This window comes from Pseudoalteromonas sp. 13-15 (assembly GCF_001468205.2).
GTDB lineage: Bacteria > Pseudomonadota > Gammaproteobacteria > Enterobacterales > Alteromonadaceae > Pseudoalteromonas > Pseudoalteromonas marina.
Genome location: NZ_CP019162.1, coordinates 1,833,381 through 1,853,794, shown reverse-complemented (window position 1 = coordinate 1,853,794; position 20,414 = coordinate 1,833,381). Strand labels below are relative to the sequence as shown.

19 protein-coding genes, 6 tRNA genes and 1 other RNA gene are annotated in these 20,414 nt (G+C 41.2%); 23 read left to right on the top strand and 3 right to left on the bottom strand.

The features are described 5' to 3' along the window. Window positions 1-158: 158 nt before the first annotated feature. The 9 genes from ATS72_RS08620 (at window position 159) to ATS72_RS08580 (ending at window position 6,981) form a co-directional block, all read left to right on the top strand. A tRNA-Phe gene (locus ATS72_RS08620) sits at window positions 159-234 on the top strand. A 57-nt stretch (window positions 235-291) separates the two neighbouring features. Further along, window positions 292-367, top strand: a tRNA-Thr gene (locus ATS72_RS08615). A 49-nt stretch (window positions 368-416) separates the two neighbouring features. Then, a tRNA-Phe gene (locus tag ATS72_RS08610) sits at window positions 417-492 on the top strand. A 57-nt stretch (window positions 493-549) separates the two neighbouring features. Then, window positions 550-625, top strand: a tRNA-Thr gene (locus tag ATS72_RS08605). A 49-nt stretch (window positions 626-674) separates the two neighbouring features. Next, a tRNA-Phe gene (locus ATS72_RS08600) sits at window positions 675-750 on the top strand. A gap of 57 nt (window positions 751-807) precedes the next feature. Continuing rightward, a tRNA-Thr gene (locus ATS72_RS08595) sits at window positions 808-883 on the top strand. A gap of 317 nt (window positions 884-1,200) precedes the next feature. Beyond that, a complete protein-coding gene (locus tag ATS72_RS08590) occupies window positions 1,201-2,616 on the top strand; it encodes an efflux transporter outer membrane subunit (RefSeq protein ID WP_058430213.1) in 1,416 nt (471 codons plus the stop codon). Further along, window positions 2,606-3,901: an efflux RND transporter periplasmic adaptor subunit gene (locus ATS72_RS08585; RefSeq protein WP_058430214.1), complete on the top strand. Its 1,296-nt coding sequence runs from the start codon at window positions 2,606-2,608 to the stop codon at window positions 3,899-3,901. Before ATS72_RS08590 ends, ATS72_RS08585 begins: the two co-directional genes overlap by 11 nt. Next, the gene (locus tag ATS72_RS08580) at window positions 3,898-6,981 is read left to right on the top strand and encodes an efflux RND transporter permease subunit (protein ID WP_010557864.1); all 3,084 of its coding nucleotides are present in this window, start codon (window positions 3,898-3,900) and stop codon (window positions 6,979-6,981) included. Before ATS72_RS08585 ends, ATS72_RS08580 begins: the two co-directional genes overlap by 4 nt. A 159-nt stretch (window positions 6,982-7,140) precedes the next feature. On the opposite strand, the gene ssrS is transcribed toward ATS72_RS08580, so the two are convergent. Continuing rightward, a non-coding RNA gene (gene ssrS, locus ATS72_RS08575) (6S RNA) lies at window positions 7,141-7,323 on the bottom strand. A 193-nt stretch (window positions 7,324-7,516) separates the two neighbouring features. Between ssrS and ATS72_RS08570 the strand changes: the two genes are divergently transcribed. From ATS72_RS08570 to ATS72_RS08555, 4 genes are read left to right on the top strand one after another with little or no spacing between them, the layout of a single operon-like run. Next, window positions 7,517-8,080, top strand: coding sequence for a UPF0149 family protein (locus tag ATS72_RS08570; protein ID WP_008131954.1), 564 nt, complete (start codon window positions 7,517-7,519; stop codon window positions 8,078-8,080). A 33-nt stretch (window positions 8,081-8,113) separates the two neighbouring features. After that, window positions 8,114-9,436: a Xaa-Pro aminopeptidase gene (gene pepP / locus ATS72_RS08565; protein ID WP_058430215.1), complete on the top strand. Its 1,323-nt coding sequence runs from the start codon at window positions 8,114-8,116 to the stop codon at window positions 9,434-9,436. 16 nt (window positions 9,437-9,452) lie between these two features. Beyond that, the gene (gene ubiH / locus ATS72_RS08560; protein ID WP_058430216.1) at window positions 9,453-10,640 is read left to right on the top strand and encodes a 2-octaprenyl-6-methoxyphenyl hydroxylase; all 1,188 of its coding nucleotides are present in this window, start codon (window positions 9,453-9,455) and stop codon (window positions 10,638-10,640) included. After that, window positions 10,637-11,803 carry an FAD-dependent monooxygenase gene (locus ATS72_RS08555; RefSeq protein WP_058430217.1) on the top strand — a complete coding sequence of 389 codons (1,167 nt, stop codon included), beginning with the start codon at window positions 10,637-10,639 and terminating at the stop codon, window positions 11,801-11,803. The genes ubiH and ATS72_RS08555 overlap by 4 nt, the downstream gene beginning before the upstream one ends. A 207-nt stretch (window positions 11,804-12,010) precedes the next feature. Here ATS72_RS08555 and ATS72_RS08550 read toward each other — a convergent pair whose 3' ends face one another. After that, on the bottom strand, window positions 12,011-13,210 hold the full coding sequence (locus tag ATS72_RS08550) for an alpha/beta hydrolase-fold protein (RefSeq protein WP_058430218.1): 1,200 nt from the start codon (window positions 13,208-13,210) through the stop codon (window positions 12,011-12,013). Between the two features lie 366 nt (window positions 13,211-13,576). On the opposite strand from ATS72_RS08550, the gene rpsF reads away from it, so the two are divergent. The 9 genes from rpsF to alr all read left to right on the top strand — a co-directional run bounded on the left by rpsF (window position 13,577) and on the right by alr (window position 19,773). Beyond that, the gene (gene rpsF, locus ATS72_RS08540) at window positions 13,577-13,918 is read left to right on the top strand and encodes a 30S ribosomal protein S6 (RefSeq protein ID WP_006793724.1); all 342 of its coding nucleotides are present in this window, start codon (window positions 13,577-13,579) and stop codon (window positions 13,916-13,918) included. Window positions 13,919-13,962: 44 nt separating this feature from the next. Beyond that, window positions 13,963-14,280, top strand: a complete 318-nt coding sequence (gene priB, locus ATS72_RS08535; protein WP_006793722.1) for a primosomal replication protein N — start codon at window positions 13,963-13,965, stop codon at window positions 14,278-14,280. A 12-nt stretch (window positions 14,281-14,292) separates the two neighbouring features. Further along, window positions 14,293-14,520, top strand: coding sequence for a 30S ribosomal protein S18 (gene rpsR, locus ATS72_RS08530; RefSeq protein ID WP_006793721.1), 228 nt, complete (start codon window positions 14,293-14,295; stop codon window positions 14,518-14,520). Window positions 14,521-14,555: 35 nt separating this feature from the next. Continuing rightward, window positions 14,556-15,008 carry a 50S ribosomal protein L9 gene (gene rplI / locus ATS72_RS08525; protein ID WP_006793720.1) on the top strand — a complete coding sequence of 151 codons (453 nt, stop codon included), beginning with the start codon at window positions 14,556-14,558 and terminating at the stop codon, window positions 15,006-15,008. Between the two features lie 231 nt (window positions 15,009-15,239). Further along, window positions 15,240-15,788 carry an RNA polymerase sigma factor gene (locus ATS72_RS08520; RefSeq protein ID WP_058430220.1) on the top strand — a complete coding sequence of 183 codons (549 nt, stop codon included), beginning with the start codon at window positions 15,240-15,242 and terminating at the stop codon, window positions 15,786-15,788. Continuing rightward, complete coding sequence (locus ATS72_RS08515; protein ID WP_058430221.1) at window positions 15,775-16,260, top strand: hypothetical protein; 486 nt, start codon at window positions 15,775-15,777, stop codon at window positions 16,258-16,260. Before ATS72_RS08520 ends, ATS72_RS08515 begins: the two co-directional genes overlap by 14 nt. A gap of 8 nt (window positions 16,261-16,268) precedes the next feature. Continuing rightward, window positions 16,269-17,204, top strand: coding sequence for a DUF4097 family beta strand repeat-containing protein (locus ATS72_RS08510; RefSeq protein ID WP_058430222.1), 936 nt, complete (start codon window positions 16,269-16,271; stop codon window positions 17,202-17,204). Window positions 17,205-17,314: 110 nt separating this feature from the next. Next, window positions 17,315-18,694, top strand: coding sequence for a replicative DNA helicase (gene dnaB / locus ATS72_RS08505; protein ID WP_006793716.1), 1,380 nt, complete (start codon window positions 17,315-17,317; stop codon window positions 18,692-18,694). Continuing rightward, complete coding sequence (alr, locus tag ATS72_RS08500; protein WP_058430223.1) at window positions 18,694-19,773, top strand: alanine racemase; 1,080 nt, start codon at window positions 18,694-18,696, stop codon at window positions 19,771-19,773. Before dnaB ends, alr begins: the two co-directional genes overlap by 1 nt. 14 nt (window positions 19,774-19,787) lie before the next feature. Here the strand turns inward: alr and ATS72_RS08495 are convergent, their stop codons facing one another. Further along, complete coding sequence (locus tag ATS72_RS08495; RefSeq protein WP_006793714.1) at window positions 19,788-20,027, bottom strand: DUF2960 domain-containing protein; 240 nt, start codon at window positions 20,025-20,027, stop codon at window positions 19,788-19,790. Between the two features lie 108 nt (window positions 20,028-20,135). Here ATS72_RS08495 and ATS72_RS08490 point away from each other — a divergent pair, with 108 nt between their 5' ends. Then, on the top strand, window positions 20,136-20,387 hold the full coding sequence (locus ATS72_RS08490) for a YkoF family thiamine/hydroxymethylpyrimidine-binding protein (RefSeq protein WP_006793713.1): 252 nt from the start codon (window positions 20,136-20,138) through the stop codon (window positions 20,385-20,387). The last annotated feature ends 27 nt before the right edge of the window (window positions 20,388-20,414 follow it).

Genomic DNA, 20,414 nt, shown 5'->3' with positions numbered 1-20,414 from the left:
TTGAAAACCGTTCAAACAGTCGTAAAGGATAAAAAAAAAGTTGACTTGTAAGGGCAAAACTCGTTTAATACGCCGCACGCCCAGACAGCTGACTTAGTAGATGTTGTTGGGAGTTACATTAAAAATCGGTTGAGATTTTTAATTAGCACTGTTTAAGTGCCTCGATAGCTCAGTTGGTAGAGCAGAGGATTGAAAATCCTCGTGTCCCTGGTTCGATTCCGGGTCGAGGCACCATTTATAAGTTTATCAATCTTTAAAATTGATGAAGTGCCTTAGCACACAGTTTAGTGTGCCGACTTAGCTCAGCTGGTAGAGCAACTGACTTGTAATCAGTAGGTCAACCGTTCGACTCGGTTAGTCGGCACCATTTATTTTAGTTAAGTGTTTCTATAACATTTAATTAGCACTGTTTAAGTGCCTCGATAGCTCAGTTGGTAGAGCAGAGGATTGAAAATCCTCGTGTCCCTGGTTCGATTCCGGGTCGAGGCACCATTTATAAGTTTATCAATCTTTAAAATTGATGAAGTGCCTTAGCACACAGTTTAGTGTGCCGACTTAGCTCAGCTGGTAGAGCAACTGACTTGTAATCAGTAGGTCAACCGTTCGACTCGGTTAGTCGGCACCATTTATTTTAGTTAAGTGTTTCTATAACATTTAATTAGCACTGTTTAAGTGCCTCGATAGCTCAGTTGGTAGAGCAGAGGATTGAAAATCCTCGTGTCCCTGGTTCGATTCCGGGTCGAGGCACCATTTATAAGTTTATCAATCTTTAAAATTGATGAAGTGCCTTAGCACACAGTTTAGTGTGCCGACTTAGCTCAGCTGGTAGAGCAACTGACTTGTAATCAGTAGGTCAACCGTTCGACTCGGTTAGTCGGCACCATTCATCAACTTATTTCTATTATCAAAACACTAAATCAGTAGTCTGTACAAGTTACCCTTTCGATTTGGTTAGGCTGCACTACCTCGTTTACAACACTTTATTTTTTCCTGATAAATTAATTTTAATCTACATAAATAATGTTGTGATCTGATAGTGTTTATATTTACAAAGTTGCTGATCATTTAACTATACCTGCCGTATAACTTACTTATTAGTTCACTCATCGCTATCTATGTAATGTTATGTAAAGTAAGTTGAGCAAAATTAGTCAAGGTGCTTGAATTACATTCATAAATAGCAGTAATTTAGGTTAAATTATGATTTGGCAATGTAAGCCAACTTTATTGGCACTTAGTGTGATGCTGCTCAGTGGCTGTGCGAGTAATATAAATCCACAGGAGCGCCAACAAGCACCCAGTAATGTTCCTAAGCAGTGGCAACAACAAGCAGCAAGTTCAGTTTTGCAAGTGGATGATGAATGGTTAACGCAACTAAACACGCCATTGCTGAAAAAATATGTTAACCAAGCGCTTAAAAACAATCAGCAACTATTACAAACCAGCTACGATGTTGCCATTACTAAGCAGCAACTTATAGCGTCCGGGGCAGACCTTTGGCCTAGCTTAGATTTATCTACGCGTACTAGCCGAAGTAAAGATAATCGGCCTGTTAGTTATAATAATGCTAGCTCCGTAAGCTTAAACTTAAATTATGAAGTTGACTTATGGGGCAAACTGTCAGATTCAAAACGTGAAGCTAACCTTTCATATTTAGCTCAAAAAGCGCGTTTTGAACAGGCTAAACAGCAGCTTGTTTCGGATGTTGTTCAAGGATGGTTTGATGTTGTGTCTGCACAACAGCTACTCGATTTATATAAACGCCGTGAAGAAAATGCTAAGCAAAATCTCGATATAATTGAATCGGGTTACCGCCAAGGTATAAACGAAGCGCTCGATGTTTATTTAGCCCGCAATGAGCTAAATAACGAACGTTCACGCATAGCTACTCAAACAGCCAGCCTATCCAGTGCTGCAAGACTACTGGAGCGTTTATTAGGTGAGTACCCAAAAGGAGCAATTTCTGCAAGTAATGACTTACCGGTTATTAACACAGAAATTCCACTGGGAATTCCATCTGAACTTATTACCCGAAAGCCTGCATTACTTGCTAGTTGGTACGAACTATTGGCGACCGATGCGTCATTGGCTTACGCACATAAACAGCGCTTTCCTAGTTTAAATTTAACTGCAAGCTTAAGTGATAGCACAGACAGGGTGAGTGATTTGTTTTCTCCTTCAAGCCTTGCATGGTCTTTGCTAGGAAGTATTTCGGCACCTATTTTTGAGGGGGGACGTTTACAAGCCAATGAAGAAATTGCACGCCTAAATACACAAAAGCAAGAACAGCAATATCTGCAAACTCTGTACGATGCATTTGGTGATGTAGAAAACGCGATTTCGCAGCAGCAATCTTTAAAGGCTCAATATACAAGCACACTTGAAGCGCAAAAAAATGCACTTGCTGCCGAGCAGTTATCGTTTGAGCAATATCAAAGTGGCTTAGTCACTTACACCACAGTATTGGATGCACAAGATCGCTCATTCGATGCGCAAAGTTCATTAATACAAATTAAGAATCAATTAATTGCAAATAGAATCAACCTACATGTTGCCCTTGGTGGTGATTTTGAAAAACCATCAAGCGACCTAAAGAGTAACAACGATGAAAACTAAAACAGCTAAAATTATTATTCCAGCCGCGGTTGTTGTTACCGCTCTTTTAATTGTGTTTTTTATCAAAAGTAACCCGCCAGAAGCGAGGCGTTTTGGCTCTGCACCAAAAGCAGCTATTAGCGTGTCGGTATTAGAGGTTGTGCCTCAACGTTACCAAGTAATGATAGACAGCTACGGTACAGTAAAGCCTCGCACACAAAGTTTACTTGTTGCTCAAGCGTCAGGGCAAATCATCGACGTGAGTGACGAGTTTAGAGAAGGTGGTTTTTTTGAAAAAGGCGACGTGTTACTAAAGCTTGATGATAGAGATCATCAGGCAGAGGTTAAATCTGCACAAGCTAACTTACTCACAGCAGAGCAAAGCTTACTGGAAGAAAAAGCCCGCGGGCAACAAGCACTGACTGATTGGAAGCGCCTTGGTGGTTCAAGCCAAGCCAGCAGTCTTGTATTGCGTGAGCCACAATTAGCAGCGGCGCAGGCACAAGTGTTATCGGCTCAAGCTACACTTGAAAAAGCAGAGCTTGATTTAGAGCGTACAAAGGTTACTGCACCTTATGCTGGGCGCATACTGAGTCGCAGCGTCGATTTAGGCCAAGTAGTGAGTAACAATACCCAACTTGCCACGATTTACGCTATTGATAGCGTAGAAATTCGTTTACCAATAAAAAATAAAGACCTTTCGTTTGTAAACCTGCCAGAGCAATACCGTGATGGTGCTAAAAACCAAGCCGGTTCGTTAGTTAAATTTAGCTCTGATTTAGTTGGCGAACAAACATGGCAAGGCCAACTTGCACGCACTGAAGGCGCAATTGACGAAAACGCGCAGCAACTTTACGTGGTAGCAAAAATAGACGACCCATATAAATCAACCGAGAGTAACCAATACCCAATTAAAATAGGCCAATACATTAAGGCACAAATTGCAGGCAAAACGGTACAAAATGCGTTGATCATTCCCAACAGTACAATTTATCAAGGCACCTATGTTTACGTAGTTGAGGGTGATGTACTAAAACGTAAAGACGTTACTTTTGCATGGCAAAACGCAAACCAAGCAATGATCAAGACAGGATTAAAAGCAAACGACAAGTTGGTTATCACACCGCTAGGTCAAGTTAGTTCGGGCACTAAAGTGAGTATTTTAGGTGAAGAGCCAAAAGAAAAAAAACCTAAAGGTATGCGCCCGTCGCGAGAGCAACTTGAGCAAAAAGCAAAAGAGCTTGGTATCAGTGTCGAAGAGTTAATAAAAAAACGTCGCGCAGCCAAGCAAGGAGATAAAGCATGATTGCTTGGTTTACCAAAAACCATGTTGCTGCCAATTTATTGTTAGTAACTTTGTTGTTGTCGGGACTATTTAGTTTATCGAGTAAAATACCACTTGAGGTGTTTCCGTCTTTCGAAACAGACATGATAAGCGTAGGTGTTAGCCTGCGTGGTGCAACCCCTGAAGATGTAGAGCAGGGGGTAACAATTCGTATAGAAGAAGCGGTGCAAGACCTAGAGGGCATTAAACAAATATTTAGCCGCTCGTCAGAGGGGTCAGGCTCTGTAACCATTGAGGTTGAAAGTGGTTACGATCCTCGTGAGCTGTTGGCTGATATTAAAAGCCGAGTGGATGCGATTAATACGTTTCCTGGCGATGCCGAAAAACCAATTGTTGCGCTGGCTGAGCGCAAAAGAGAAGTAATAGCTGTTACTGTATCAAGTGATTACGGCGAAAAAGAAACGCGTGAATACGCTGAAACAGTGCGAGATCAAATACTGCGTTTACCTAATGTAACGCAGGTAGAGCTAAGTGGTGTACGAGACTACGAGTTAGCCATTGAAGTTAGCCAAGACACACTTCGCCAATATAACCTGAGCCTTGCGCAAATATCGAGTGCGATTGCTAATTCAAGTTCTGATATTTCTGCCGGTAACTTAAAAACAGAAGGTGGCGATGTACTGATCAGCTCAAAAGGGCAGGCTTACCGCAAAGACGAATTTGCTAGCATAGTAGTTAAAAACCAAGCCGACGGAACAATTATTCGCCTAGGTGATATTGCTACAATAAAAGACGACTTTGAAGAAACGCCAGTGCGTACCCGTTTTAATGGTAAGCAAGCGGCGTTTATAGACGTTTACCGAATTGGCCCGCAAAGCGCGATAACCGTGGCAGACGATGTTAAAAACTACATTGAAGAACAGCAGGCCACGCTACCACAAGGTTTTAAACTAAGCTATTGGGATGACGATTCAGAGTTAGTTAAAAGCCGTATCGCAACCTTAACCAGTAATGCTCTACAAGGTGGTATTTTAGTTTTGGCACTGCTCACGCTATTTTTGCGCCCAGCAATTGCATTTTGGGTATTTATTGGTATTCCAGTATCGTTTATGGGCGCATTTATCGCGATGCCAATTTTTGGTGTAACGCTAAATATAATGAGCTTATTTGGCTTTATTTTAGTGCTCGGTATTGTAGTAGATGACGCCATAGTAACCGGCGAAAACGTGTATACCCATTTAAAAACGGCAAAATCGGGTGAGCAGGCTGCTATATTGGGTACTCAAGAAGTGGCTACTCCCGTTACCTTTGGTGTGCTGACTACGGTTGCTGCCTTTTTACCTTTAGCATTTATTGAAGGGGCACGCGGCGCCTTATTTGCGCAAATTCCGGTAGTCGTTATTCCGGTGTTATTGTTCTCGCTAATTGAATCTAAATTTGTGTTGCCAGCACATTTAAAATACATAAAATTACGCCACCAAAAGGGTGAACCATCGAAGCTTGAAGCAATTCAACAACGCTTTGCAGATGGCTTTGAAAGTGCAATTTTAAAATATTACCAACCTATATTAAACACTGCTTTACGCCATAAATTAGCAACGGTCAGTTTATTTGTTGGGGTATTTTTTATTATTTTAACCATGATCACTAGCGGTTGGACTAAGTTTATCTTTTTCCCACGAATTCCTAGCGAAACCGTACGGGTTAACCTAACACTGCCAACGGGTACACCGTTTGAAGTAACCAATAAATACGTGATTGATATGTCTGAAAAGGCCCAGCAATTACAAGATAAATATCGCGACCCTGATACAGGCGAAAGCGTTATTTTAAACATACTCGCCACTACAGGCGGGCGCGGTGGTGTATCGAACTCTGGGGCGGTACGCTTTGAAATTACACCTGCAGAAAAGCGTGAATCAGACATAGGCTCACGCGAGCTTGCAAGTGAGTGGCGCGATTTAATAGGTGTGATCCCTGGCGCTGAAAGCTTAACATTTAGAGCTGAAATTGGTCGAAGTTCAGACCCAATAGACGTTCAATTAAGTGGCACCTCGCTTACAATACTCCAAGATGTGGCTGATAATATTAAAAACCGTTTAGCAACTTACCCAACGGTGTTTGATATTGCCGATAGTATGTCTGATGGTAAAGAAGAATTACGTATAGAGCTTACACAACAAGGTTTAGCGCTTGGTTTAAATCGTGTAAATGTGGCAGGCCAAGTGCGAAATTCGTTTTTTGGTTCGCAAGTTCAACGTATCCAACGCGGACGAGACGACGTGCGTGTAATGGTGCGTTTACCTATTGATGAGCGCCGCTCGATAGCTGATTTACAAAATATACTAATAAACACCCCCGATGGCGGTTCTGTACCATTGTCGCATGTGGCAACGCTTACGGCAGGGCAAAGCCCATCGACTATAAACCGTATTGATCGTTACCGCACACTAAACGTGACGGCTGATATAGAAAAAAACAACACCAACATGACGGTGCTTCAAGCCGACCTCGCACAATACTTAGACGAGCTAATGCAGCAATACCCGGGGGTTGATTATAAACTTGAAGGTGAAGCTAAAGAGCAAAGAGAGTCGTTTGGCTCATTGGCTTGGGCGCTAGTGTTTGTATTTTTTATAATTTATGCGCTATTAGCTATTCCGTTTAAGTCATACATGCAACCAATTATTGTTATGAGTGTTATTCCATTTGGCATGATTGGCGCAGTAGTAGGGCACTGGATAATGGGGATGGATTTAACCATTATGAGCCTACTAGGTATGCTTGCGTTAATAGGTGTCGTAGTGAACGATTCGCTTGTATTGGTTGATTTTATTAATAAAAAACGCAGCGAAGGTGGCGATTTAATAGAGGCAGTTAAACTTGCTGGTGCATCGCGCTTTCGCCCAGTTATGCTCACCAGTTTAACCACTTTTATAGGTTTAATGCCGCTGCTGTTTGAAAAAGCCACACAAGCGCAGTTTTTAATACCTATGGCCGTTAGTTTAGGGTTTGGGATAATTTTTGCGACCTTTATTACTTTATTGCTAGTACCAGTCAATTATATGTTGATGGAACGATTTCAAGGCTGGTTTAAATAATACACAAAACGTGTTGATACAAAAGCTGTAGGTATTCAATTGCCTGCAGCTTTTTTGTTTTTAGCTATGCAAAATTGAAAATTATTTAAGGCGTTAAATAGATAAAAGTGGATATATAAAGAGGTTTGAGTGTGCGTGTTAAAACGCGAGTAGATGATGGTGTTCCCCAAGATACGGTACTCGGTTTCAGTCCTGAAACCAGAAGGTTTCAGGGCGGGAATCTGCGGTTTACCGTAGGCTTCTCGGTACATGCCAAGCTTGCACAATAGTAAACGAACAGAAACCCTGGTATAAAATTTATCGGCTCAGGGACTTAACCCAGCTCCAGTATCCCAGGGAACAAATTAAGTATATAAGACATATGCCAATCCTTAAACCCAAAACGTAAAAAATTAAGTCGTTCGCTTAGTTTTCCCACACCTTTAACTCGCTGTTTACTTTATTGCGTAGTTTTTGAGCGTGATCATACAATTAATTGGAGTTGCTTTTTATCGAGTGGTAGCATTGCTTTAACTAGCAAAGCGAAGGCTTGATTATGAACGATTTACCAGATTACGAAAAAGCTCAACTACTTTTAGAAAAAAACGAAATATTTGTTTCCCCTGCCGAAGCGCATGGTGTTATTAGTGGTTTATTAGCATGTGGATTAAGTATTGACGACAAGGAGTACCTAGGCCTTTTAAGCGATGTATTCAACGATGGTGAATCGTTCGGTAATGGTTTAAAAGCATTTTTTGGCACTATTTATAAGCAAGTTGTTGCAAGCTTTAACGATGAAGAGTTTCAGTTTGATTTATTTTTACCAAGTGATGACGAGACACTCATCGATCAGGCTAATGGCCTCGTATCATGGGTATCGGGATTTATGCTTGGTTTTGGTTTAAAGCAAAAAGATTACGGTAAGCTGTCGGCTGACGTGAAAGAAGTAATTAGCGACTTTAGCGAAATAACACGCCTAGATACCACTTTTGAAGAAACCGAAGAAGATGCTAACGCACTTCACGAAGTTATTGAATATGTACGTGTATCGGCACTACTTTGTTTTGCCGAGCTTGGTAAAGAGCAAAGCAGCCAAAGTGATAAAAAAACGCTTCATTAAACTTAATTAAAAAGTACAACGGGTTAGCTAATAATGGTTGAAATAAAAAAGTCAGAGTTTAAAGCACGCAGAGAACGCTTACTTGCACAAATGGACGATAACAGCATTGCGCTTATTCCGGCTGCTAGCGAAGTAACGCGAAGCCGCGATACTGACTATGCTTTTAGACAAGACAGCGACTTTTTTTATTTAACCGGTTTTAACGAACCCGATGCTGTATTGGTGCTTTGTAACAACAGCGATACACCCAGCACCCTATTTTGCCTTGATAAAGACAAATTAGCCGAAACTTGGCATGGCCGACGTGTTGGTTTTGATAAAGCCAAAAGCGACTACTTATTTGACGAGGCCTACCCATTAAGTGATTTAGAAGAGCAACTGCTTGAGCTACTAAATGGTAAAAATGCGATTTATTTTGCACAAGGCGCTTATGATTCATTTGATAGTAAAGTGTTTACGCTTTTAGGCACACTTCGTGGCGGGGCTCGCAAAGGCCTTAAAGCACCGAGTACGTTAAAAGAAATTCGCGGCCTTATCCATGAAATGCGTTTGTTTAAATCGCCGAGTGAAATAGAGGTAATGCGCGAAGGCTGTGAAATTAGCGCCCGTGGCCACATGCGAGCTATGCGCTTTTCACATGCAGGAGCAACTGAGTTTCAATTAGAAGCAGAGCTTCATCATCATTATGCAATGAACGGCGCACCTCATCCGGCTTACGGCACAATTGTAGGTAGCGGCGATAACGCTAATATTCTGCATTACACGCAAAATAGCGATGTACTTAAAAATGGCGATCTAGTACTTATTGATTCAGGTTGTGAGCTACAAGGCTACGCAGCCGATATAACACGTACATTTCCGGTAAATGGCCAGTTTAGTGAAGAACAATCCGCGCTTTATAATATTGTTCTTAACGCACAACTGGCTGCCTTTGAAGAAATTAAACCCGGTGGTTACCTGTCCCACGCTAATAAATTAGCAATGGAAGTACTAACGCAAGGCTTACTTGACTTAGGTATTTTAACTGGCGACTTTACTGAACTAATGGCGCAACAAGCCTGTAAAGAATATTACATGCACGGCCTTGGGCATTGGCTGGGGTTAGACGTGCATGATGTTGGTGATTATAAAATAAATAACGTTGAGCGAGCATTTGAGCCTGGTATGGTTTTAACCATAGAGCCAGGACTCTATATAAGCGAAGACTCAAACGCGCCACAAAAGTACAAAGGTATTGGTATTCGTATAGAAGATAATTTACTCATTACCGAATCAGGCCATGAAAACCTTACCTTAAGCGTGCCTAAAACCATTGGCGATATTCAAGCACTTATGCAACAAACTAAAAGCGCATAACAAGTTGGAGAGCACAATGGCTAAGCAGTTTGATGTTGTAGTAATTGGTGGCGGTTTAGTTGGCGCAAGCTGTGCACTTAGCATTGCTAAAATAAACCCCTCAATAAACATTGCCGTGGTAGAAGCAAGCCAAGTAACCGATGAATACCACCCAAGCTTTGACGACCGAAGCATTGCGCTTGCTCAGCAATCGGTAGAGTATTTACAAACACTTAATTTATTTGACCAAAATGCCCCTTACACCTCTGCTATTAAAAGAGTGAGCGTATCGGATAGAGGTCATTTTGGTAAAACCCATATTCAAAGCACTGAATTTGCAAAACCTTCTTTAGGGTATGTAGTTGAGGTTAATCCATTTGGGCGCGCGCTTCATCAGCGGTTAGTGCAATCAAGCATTAGCTTATTTTGCCCTGATAGCGTAATCGAAATACAACAAACGTTGCATAGCAACGCACTGACCTTGCAAAGTGGCGAACAACTTAATGCCAAGCTAATTATTGTAGCCGATGGCGCGCAATCTCCTACACGCCAATTGCTGGGCCTTAATTTTAATACTCAGCCTTATGAGCAAGGCGCTATTATTGCCAATATAGAAGTAGCCGAAGGGCATAATAACCATGCCTTTGAACGCTTTACTCAGCATGGCCCTATGGCACTATTACCGATGAGCAATAACCGATATTCATTGGTGTGGTGTATGGAAAAAGAGCAAATTAATTCATACATGGACTTAAATGAAATCGAGTTTTTAAGTGCATTACAATCAGCCTTTGGTTACCGCGCAGGGCAATTTGTTAAAGTGGGTATGCGCGCAAGCTACCCGCTGGTATATGGACAAGCCGAATCGTTAATAGCTCATCGAACGGTGGTTATTGGTAATGCTGCTCATGCTATTCATCCCATTGCAGGGCAAGGCTTTAATTTAGGCTTGCGTGATGTACAAGTACTGAGTGATTTAATTGCCAATAGCCCTAATGAGTTAGGGAGCTATGCGTTTACACGCGAGTATGGCCAGTTGCGCAGCCAAGATATAAAAACAGTGATGACTTTAACAGATGCCTTAGTAAGGTTGTTTTCAAATTCATCTCGAGTATTAGCGCTTGGGCGAAGCATTGGCTTGTTTTCAATGGATTTATTTCCCGCATTAAAAGCCCCGTTAGCAAAACAATTAATGGGGCAAGTTAAACAAGGTTCACGTTTATGAAGCAAACACAGGTGTGTATTGTTGGTGGTGGTTGCGTGGGGCTAACGTTAGCCCTTGGGCTTGCTAAGGCTAATATTAGTGTTGTAGTACTCGATGCAGCATCAACACAAGCCCCTCCAACTGATGAATACGGTTTACGCGTAAGCGCACTTAGTATTGCAAGCCAAACATTATTAGAGCAATTAAACGTTTGGCCTCAAATTATTGCTCAGCGTGCATGTGCATATACCCATATGGATGTTCGCGATGCCGACAGCTTTGGTAAAATAACCTTTAATAACAAACAACTTGAGCTCGACCATTTAGGTCATATAGTTGAAAACGATATTATTCGCTTTGCACTTATTAAACAGTTAGAGCAGCAAAGCAATGCTACGCTAATGTTTGATACCGAATACCAGCAAATACACCAAAGTGAATCAGACGTATTTGTAACCCTTAAAAGCGGCGAGCCTATTATTGCTAAGCTGCTGGTGGCGGCTGATGGCGCAAATTCAGCTATTCGTAAACAATTTAATATGGCGCTGACCTTTAAAGATTACGATCACCATGCACTCGTTGCTACAGTAAAAACAAAAGAGCCACACGCAAATACTGCGCGACAAGTGTTTTTACCTACGGGGCCATTGGCATTTTTGCCATTGAGTGACGCTAACACTCATTCTATTGTGTGGTCTACCAGCCCTAACCATTGCGATGAATTACTAGCAATGGACGACAACGACTTTAATAAAGCCGTAATGGCTGCCATAGATGGGCAATGCGGCCTGTGTGAAGTGCAAAGTAAACGCGTAGCATTTCCACTTAAAATGCGTTACGCCCAGCAATGGGTGAGCGGCAAAGTGGTATTAATGGGTGATGCAGCGCACACCATTCACCCATTGGCAGGGCTGGGTATGAACCTAGGCCTAAAAGACGCCGCGTATTTAATTGAGTTACTCACAAGTGATAGTAAAGAATTTGCAAGCACCCGCACGCTTCGTGATTACGAGCGTACCCGCAAGCTCGACGCACAAAAACACATAGCCATGATGCAAGGGCTAAAAGAGTTATTTGAAGGCGCAAACCCAGTTAAAAAGCTAATACGCGGAGTTGGGCTGTCACTCGTTGATAACCTAGGCCCAATAAAACACCTATTCGCCAAAGAAGCGATAGGTAAATAAGTAGGTTGGGTTGAGCGAAGCGAAACCCAACAGGTAAAGTGGTTAGTTTTTAGCTGTCAGCTTTTAGAAAAGAAAAACCGATGTTTAATTTAAACATCGGTTTTTGTTTTTAAGTAGTGTGAAACAGATTAAAAGCTGCGCTTTTCACGCGACGAGCATAGCTCGTAATTACTATCGTTAGCTAAAAAGCGCTTTGCGTTAAATTAGTTACAAATTGGCTTGGGCTTCATTCACCATATCTTTGAGTGCATCAATTAACAGTGGGTCGCGCGAATTTTGTTTAGCAAGTTTTAGTGCGTGTTTCATACTAGTAACAGCCTCCTTAAATTGTTTGTCAGCTGTGTACCCTTGAGATAATCGCATGTGGGAGTAGGCTGCATTTGGGTAATCGCGAGTAAAGTGTTTAAGCGTCGTTATTGCTTTTTTAGTATTACCAAACTTTTGCTGGCGGTGGGCAAATTCTACGTACACATCTTGTGGAATTTTAAGCTCAAATCCGTACTTATCGCTCAGTGCTTGGTAGTAACCGGTAATAAGCGATACATCAGCAAATTTTCCATGCTCGTCTGTTACTTTAAATATTAGGTCGCTAAACAAGTGAATTAGGCTATCGCTAATTGCTGGCAGTATGGTGCCCATGTGAGTAAAAGTAGGGTAATGCTTATATTCCCATTTTAGCTGTGTGGGCATTTGTTGTTCTAAATTTACTAACGTATTTAATGCGCCTGTATAAAAACGTGCGCCTTCACTCGCTACACTAATAAATAACTCTTGAGCGCCTTTAGGGTTTTTAGTGTATTTAATAATATTATTTTTTAACTCTTCGTCACTCCACCAACTATTTGGGCTAATAGCTATGTAGTTGTTAAACAATTCAGGCTGATTAACTAAAGTATAAAGCGCCAATGTACCAGCGTTAGAGTGACCAATTAAAGTGTTGTAGCCGTTAGTTGAGTAATTATTGTTTATGTATGGCATGAGTTCATCAGACACAAACTTTAAAAAATTATCGGTTTGCCCAGCGTCAGGCCACTTATTTTTAACAAAGGTTTGAAACTCCGTTTTAGGCTCGCCTTCTACTTTGGGTAAGTAATCACGAACACGGTTAGTTGTATCAATAGCAACAAGCATGGCATTAGGTATTTGCTCGTAATCAACAAGGGACTTTATAACGCCAGACGCCGTATGAAAGTGCTCAACACCATCAAGTAAATAAATAACATAAAGCGGTTGGTCGTCTTTTACAGTGTCAGGTATGAAGATGCTGATTGGCCTATCTTCGTTAAGTATTTTTGATTGTAGAATAACTTTTTTACCAACGGTTATGTCGGTTGTAGCGGTGTTTGAATAGCTAAAAAAAGAGGTGCTAAAAGTAAGTATCAAGGCAAGCGATAATAAGAGCTTCATAAATATCCTTATTTAATAATGTGTTGCTTAATAATTGCACGACTTTAGGCTTGAGTAAACGTTTATATTTTAGGAGCACATATAGGGCTTTATTAATTAAAAGCTTTGATTTTTTTGTGCGAGCAAGCTCAGCGACTTTCAAAAAAACGAAGGCACTTACTTTCAATTTACTTATTGATAGCGGGGCATCGAGTACCATCACCCAATAGCTTTAACACTTATCTATTAAAGCTTAAAAAACCTGCTTGCTTAATTATCCTACTAAGCGTAAAATGCGCGCTCATTTCGGCTTTTAAACTATTAATTCCTTGCCTTAAACCGACCGGCCGAAACGGTAGAAGGCTCTATTAACCGTAAGGAATATCCATGCGTCATTACGAAATCGTATTCATGGTTCACCCAGATCAGAGTGAGCAAGTTGCTGGTATGATCGAACGTTATACTGGTTCTATCACTGAAGCTGGTGGTTCAATCCACCGTCTTGAAGATTGGGGCCGTCGTCAATTGGCTTACCCAATTAACAAGCTTCATAAAGCTCATTATGTTCTTATGAACGTTGAAGCACCTACTGAAGTAATCAGCGAGCTAGAAACTACTTTCCGCTACAACGATGCAGTGCTTCGTAACTTAGTTATCCGCACTAAATCTGCAGTAACTGAAGCGTCTCCTCTTGCAAGAGAAGAGAAGAAAGAAGCACCAGCTGCTTAATTGTTTTGAGTCCAAGCATGGCGTTTAACTGGCGGTAAATATAAATGGTTAGCCCTTTTATGAATCAGCTGGTTTTATCTGGGGTAGTTTGTAAAACACCCAAGTTAAGCCAAAGCCCTGCTGGCATCCCGCATTGCATTTTTGTTTTAGAACATAAATCGATGCAAACCGAAGCAGACCTTAACCGTAATAGTTATGTAAAGCTTCAGGTTGTTGCCAGTGGAAAGCAAATGCAACAACAGACTCAACATTTGCACGTTGGGCAGGCATTGCAAGTGAGTGGTTTTTTAAATCGCCACGAAGGTCGTAACGGCCTTAGCCAATTGGTTTTGCATGCTCAGCATATAGAAAGAATTATTTGAGGAATTAATCTCATGGCACGTTATTTCAGACGTCGTAAGTTCTGCCGCTTTAAAGCGGAAGGCGTACAACAAATCGATTACAAAGATCTAGCTACTCTTAGAAACTATGTTACAGAAAGTGGCAAAATCGTACCTAGCCGTATTACAGGTACTAGCGCTAAATTCCAGCGCCAGCTAGCAACTGCTATTAAGCGTGCTCGCTACTTAGCCCTTCTTCCATACACTGACTTACATAAGTAAGCAGCGGATTAACAGTTTTTAAAAGGTGTAGAAACATGCAAGTTATTCTACTAGATAAGATCGCTAACCTAGGTAGCCTAGGTGAACAGGTTGTAGTTAAATCTGGTTTCGCACGTAACTTCCTTTTCCCTCAAGGTAAGGCAGTTCCTGCGACTAAAGCTAACATTGAAACGTTTGACGCTCGTCGCGCAGAACTTGAAGCGAAAATCGCTGAACAGTTAGTTGCTGCACAAGCACGCGCTGAAAAACTAGAAGCATTAGCAGAAGTTACTTTAGTATCTAAAGCTGGTGACGAAGGTAAGTTATTCGGTTCAATCGGTACTCGTGACATCGCTGACGCTATCTCAGCTGTTGGTGTTGAAGTTGCTAAGTCAGAAGTTCGTTTGCCTCTAGGTACTATCCGTGAGACTGGTGAATTTGACGTATCAATTTCTGTTCACACAGACGTAACGGCTACTATCAAAGTAATCGTAATCGCTGAAGCTTAATTTTAAATTAAGCGACAAAAGCCGTGCTTTTAGCACGGCTTTTTTGTGCCTAAAATTCAGTTTTTTTATTATTAATGTGGTAAAGCCTCCTAATACTCTTCTTATTTAGAATTTAAATTCTTTAAATTTATTTTCATTTCATTCAAACCTTTTACCGCTGTTATTGCGTCTAACTTATCAATACACTGGAAATGGTACCAATACCATAATAATTAAAAGGTGATATCACGGATGTTACACGTTAAACCCGATCAACCCGCTGAGTGCGAAAATGCATTGATTGAGCGCGTAAAGTCGGGTGATCAAAGTGCATACACAATGCTTTACCAATTGCATATAAAGCGCGTTTACGGTTTGTGCTTGCGCTTATTAGCTGATCAGTCACACGCTGAGGATGCTGCGCAAGAAGTGTTTGTTCAGGTGTGGCACAAAATAGCAATGTTTGATGGTCGTTCGCAGTTTTCTACTTGGTTATACAGTGTGGCGAGTAATATTGCGATTAACTACTTACGTAAACAAAAAAGCTGGGTACAAAAAGTCGTTAGCATTGAACAAGACGGTATGGATGAGCAATCGGCTAAAGACTGTAAAGGCTTAAACGGCTTAGATAAGCTAATTGTTAGGTTACCTGAGCGTGCACGGATGGTGTTTGTATTGTTTGCAGTAGAAGGTTATCGACATGAAGAAATAGCAGATCAATTGGGTATTGCCGTTGGATCAAGCAAATCACAATATCATCGAGCAAGGCAGTTATTACAAGAGTGGTATGAAAATGAATAAACCAAACTTTGACGACTTTTTAGATAAATCATTAAACACGCTTGATAAAGAGATAACGCCACAAAAAGATCTGTGGGCAGGCATAGATAGAGCCATTGTAAATACCAATGAGCCTGAGCAATCAGCCGTTACTTTATGGCCAAAGTTAAGCGCAATTGCGGCATGTACCGTTGCTGCACTAGTGGCGCTCAATATGTTTGTAATCAACCCTAAACCACAACCGGTTGTGGCCATAAGTGACTATTTTGCACAGCAAAAGCAAAGCTTACTGGTGCAGTATAAAAATCAAGACGCCTTAACCGATAATTGGCAAACACAATTACAAGAGCTTGAGGAGGCAGAGTATGCCATTAAGCAAGCACTTAAAAACGAACCCCAAAACCAGGCATTGCTAACAATGTTAGCGCAGATTTATCAACAACAACTTGATTTGATTAATAAGGTGCATGCACCTCGTTGGCAAAGTATTTAGGAGAAAACATGAAAGCAATTTTACTAGGATTAAGCTTATTTCCACTTGCTGTACTTGCAGGAGAAAAAATTGATAAACAAATAGAGGTGCCAAAAGAGGGTACTGTTTTTATTGAGAATCAGCGTGGTGATGTAAGTATTGCTGGTTGGGATAAAAGCGAGTTTAAAGTAGTGGGCGAGCTTGACGATAAGGCAGAAGGTTTTGAGCTCGAAACAAGAGGCGACAATACATATTTTGTTGTGAAAATGCCACGTAAAATGGGCTGGGGCAGTAATGGCGATGGCTCTAAACTAACTATTTTTATGCCGCATAGCAGCGCATTAGACTTTCGTGGTGTTAATGTATCGGTAATAGCTAAAGCACTTAAAAATGGTGCAGAAGTAAATGTGGTTAATGGTGAAATTACCGCACAAAATTTAGCAGGTAATATTAAGCTAACCAGCGTTAACGGTGATGTGAATGCACAAAACCTGAGCGGTAATATTCAATTTGAAACGGTAAATGGCGAAATAAATGATGAACAGTCTAGTGGGGAGTTACGCTTTAGCGCTGTGAATGGTGATATTAAGTCGTCATCAAGCGCGAGCGATGTTCGTCTTGAAAATGTGAACGGTGACATAAACTTTAAGCTGGCTAGCATCAAAAACCTACGTATAAACACTGTAAATGGTGAAGCTGAAGTTCGTATTGGTGAGCTACTGGACAGTGCAGATGTACGTTTTGAGTCGGTAAGTGGCGATGCAGAGTTTTTCTTTCCTGCTAATGTATCGGCTAAATTTGAGATTGAAGCCCATGCCAATGGCAAAATTATTAATGAGCTTAGCAATGACAAAGTAAAAAAAGCCAAATATGGCCCAGCCAGTGAGCTTGAGTTTGTTATTAATGGCGGCAATGCAGACGTTGAAATGGATACTATAAGTGGCCGTATTGAGCTTAAAAAGTAAATCGTAAACTTTTGAGTTACAAAAAGCAGGAAAAGATTTCCTGCTTTGCTATTTGCACAACCCCGGCAAGTCGATAGAATAGAGCCATTCAATTTTAGTACTGTGAAGTTATGGCCAAACCAGATAAGCAAGTCGATACCCTTAAAGTTCCTCCCCATTCAATAGAAGCTGAACAATCTGTTTTAGGTGGCTTAATGCTTGATAACCAAGCATATGACCGCGTAGCCGAACTTGTTGTATCTCAAGATTTTTATACTCGCACGCACAAGCTGATTTTTGAAGCAATGACAGAGCTTGCAGAGTTGGGTGATCCAATCGATTTAATTACGATTTCTGAAAGCCTTGAAAAAAATAATAAACTGGCAGGAATTGGTGGTTTTGCTTACTTAGCCGAAATAGCCAAAAATACACCGAGTGCCGCTAATATCGATGCATACGCTAATATTGTGCGAGAGCGTGCGGTTGTGCGTGAAATGATTGGTGTAGCAAATGAAATAGCCGAGGCCGGTTTTAATACCGAAGGGCGCACAAGCCATGACTTATTAGATTTTGCCGAGAGTAAAGTATTTAAAATTGCTGAGCAGCGTTCAAAAAGCACCGAAGGCCCGCAAAGCATACACAACATACTCGAAAAAACCGTTGATAAAATAGAAGAGCTATACCAATCTCCGCAAGATGGTGTAACAGGCGTAAGTACCGGCTATGCTGACTTAGATAAAATGACCACAGGTTTACAGCCTTCTGATTTAATTATTGTTGCAGCACGTCCTTCAATGGGTAAAACCACCTTTGCGATGAACCTTGCAGAGCATGCGGCAATGACACAAGACAAGCCTGTGCTTATTTACTCATTAGAGATGCCCTCTGAGCAAATCATGATGAGGATGCTGGCATCACTTGGTCGTATTAACCAAACTAAGGTACGTACTGGTCAGCTAGACGATGATGATTGGGCGCGTCTTTCATCAACCATGGGCTTGTTGATGGAAAAAGGTAAAATGTACGTTGATGATGCATCAGGGTTAACACCTACCGATGTTCGCTCACGTGCACGTCGTATTGCGCGCGATCATGGTGGTATCAGTATGATCATGGTTGATTACCTTCAGCTTATGCGTGTGCCGAGCTTGTCGGATAACAGAACCCTTGAAATTGCAGAGATTTCACGCTCTCTTAAGTCACTAGCAAAAGAATTAAAATGTCCGGTTGTTGCGCTTTCGCAGCTAAACCGTACGCTTGAGCAACGTGCTGATAAACGCCCAATTAACTCAGATTTACGTGAATCTGGCTCGATAGAGCAGGATGCCGATTTAATCATGTTTATATACCGTGATGAAGTCTACAACGAAGACAGTACTGAAAAAGGCATCGCCGAAATCATCATAGGGAAACAGCGTAACGGTCCAATTGGTAAGGTGCGCTTGACGTTCCAAGGGCAGTTTTCTCGCTTTGATAACTACGCAGGTCCTGCGATGGATGACGAGTATTAATGCGCTTAGCTACTGCTGAAATTAATTTAACGGCACTTGCGCATAATTTAGCGCAGGTAAAGCGTTTTGCACCAAACAGTAAAGTTATGGCGGTATTAAAAGCCAATGCTTATGGCCATGGTTTGGTTAAAATTGCACAACATTTAAATGATGCAGATGCATTTGCAGTAGCACGTATAGATGAAGCTTTAGCGCTTCGTGCTGGTGGGTTAACAAAACCGATTGTGTTACTTGAAGGCTTTTTTAATAAAGACGATTTACCTATTTTATTGGCCAATAACTTTCAAACTATTATTCATGATGGGTATCAGCTTGCCGCTTTGGAAGAGGCTGAGCTTGAAGCGCCTTTATTGTGCTGGCTTAAAGTAAATACCGGCATGCATCGCTTGGGTATTGCCCCAGAGCAGTTTGATGAATTTTATAAGCGCTTGCAAAAAACACCCAACGCCAATAACACCGTTAATTTAATGACCCACTTTGCATGCGCGGACGATGTAAATAACACCAAGACAGCACAGCAAATTTCACAGTTTGACTGCCTAGTAAATAATATTAACCAAGCACATTGCTTATCTAACTCGGCAGGCATTATTGCTTGGCCGAATGCTCATGGCGATTGGGTACGCCCTGGTTTAATGTTATATGGGGTATCACCTATGGCAAACGCATTGGGTGAGCAGCACCAGCTTAAACCCGTTATGCGTTTAACGACACGTGTTATAGCAGTGCGCCATGTTCAGGCTAACGAGGCCGTAGGATATGGTGGGCGTTGGAAAAGCGATAAAGCGACTCAGTTAGCTGTGGTTGCTATGGGATATGGTGACGGTTACCCGCGACATGCAAAAGAGGGTACACCAGTGGTTATTGGCAAGCAGCGCTATGGTATTGTAGGTAGTGTGGCAATGGATATGATTAGCGTAGACATAGGCCAAAACGAGCACAACATAAAAGTAGGCGACAGAGTCACAATGTGGGGCCCAGAGCTACCAGTAGAAGAAATAGCACAGTGCGCCGATACCATTCCTTACGAGCTTTTGTGTAATATTACACCGCGCGTAAGTTATGAGTATCAGCCATAATTAAATAGTGATAATTACTCTTTAATAAAGTAAATATCACTAAAGCCCATGCGGGCAAATTCTTGATCACGAAAGTTACGAACAGAAGCTGACCCTTTAGAGGTCATTTCTATTTGCTGTACCATGCTTAAGTAATTCGTTAAATCAATGCCTTCGGCAGCAGCAATTGCTTGATACATGTCGTGGTATTTATCTTTAGCAAAATTTATTTCGCGCGGTTGGTTTTTAAATTTATAGGTTATTCTGCGTGCCATATTACGCTCATTGTAATTGAGTATTAAAGCGATTTTACACTGTATTTAGTAGCGGCTCTAGCATTGAATGACACGATATAACTAGGCACTCAAACCATAGGGTTAATAATGAAATTATCAGTAGAGATTAGTAAGTACCCACTTCATCAAGATTACATTCCTTTTATCAAAGGCTTTATTGATCGATTAAACGAATACGATGGTTTAAAAGTGATTACTAATACACTATCGACACAAATTTTTGGCGATTATGATTTAGTGATGCAAGTACTCAATACCGAAATTAAACGTTCATACGAAGAGTTTGGCAAAGCTATTTTTGTGTGTAAGTTTTTGTCTGGCGATTTATCGCCTCAGTAGTTTTTTCGCCACAATTTAACGGTAACA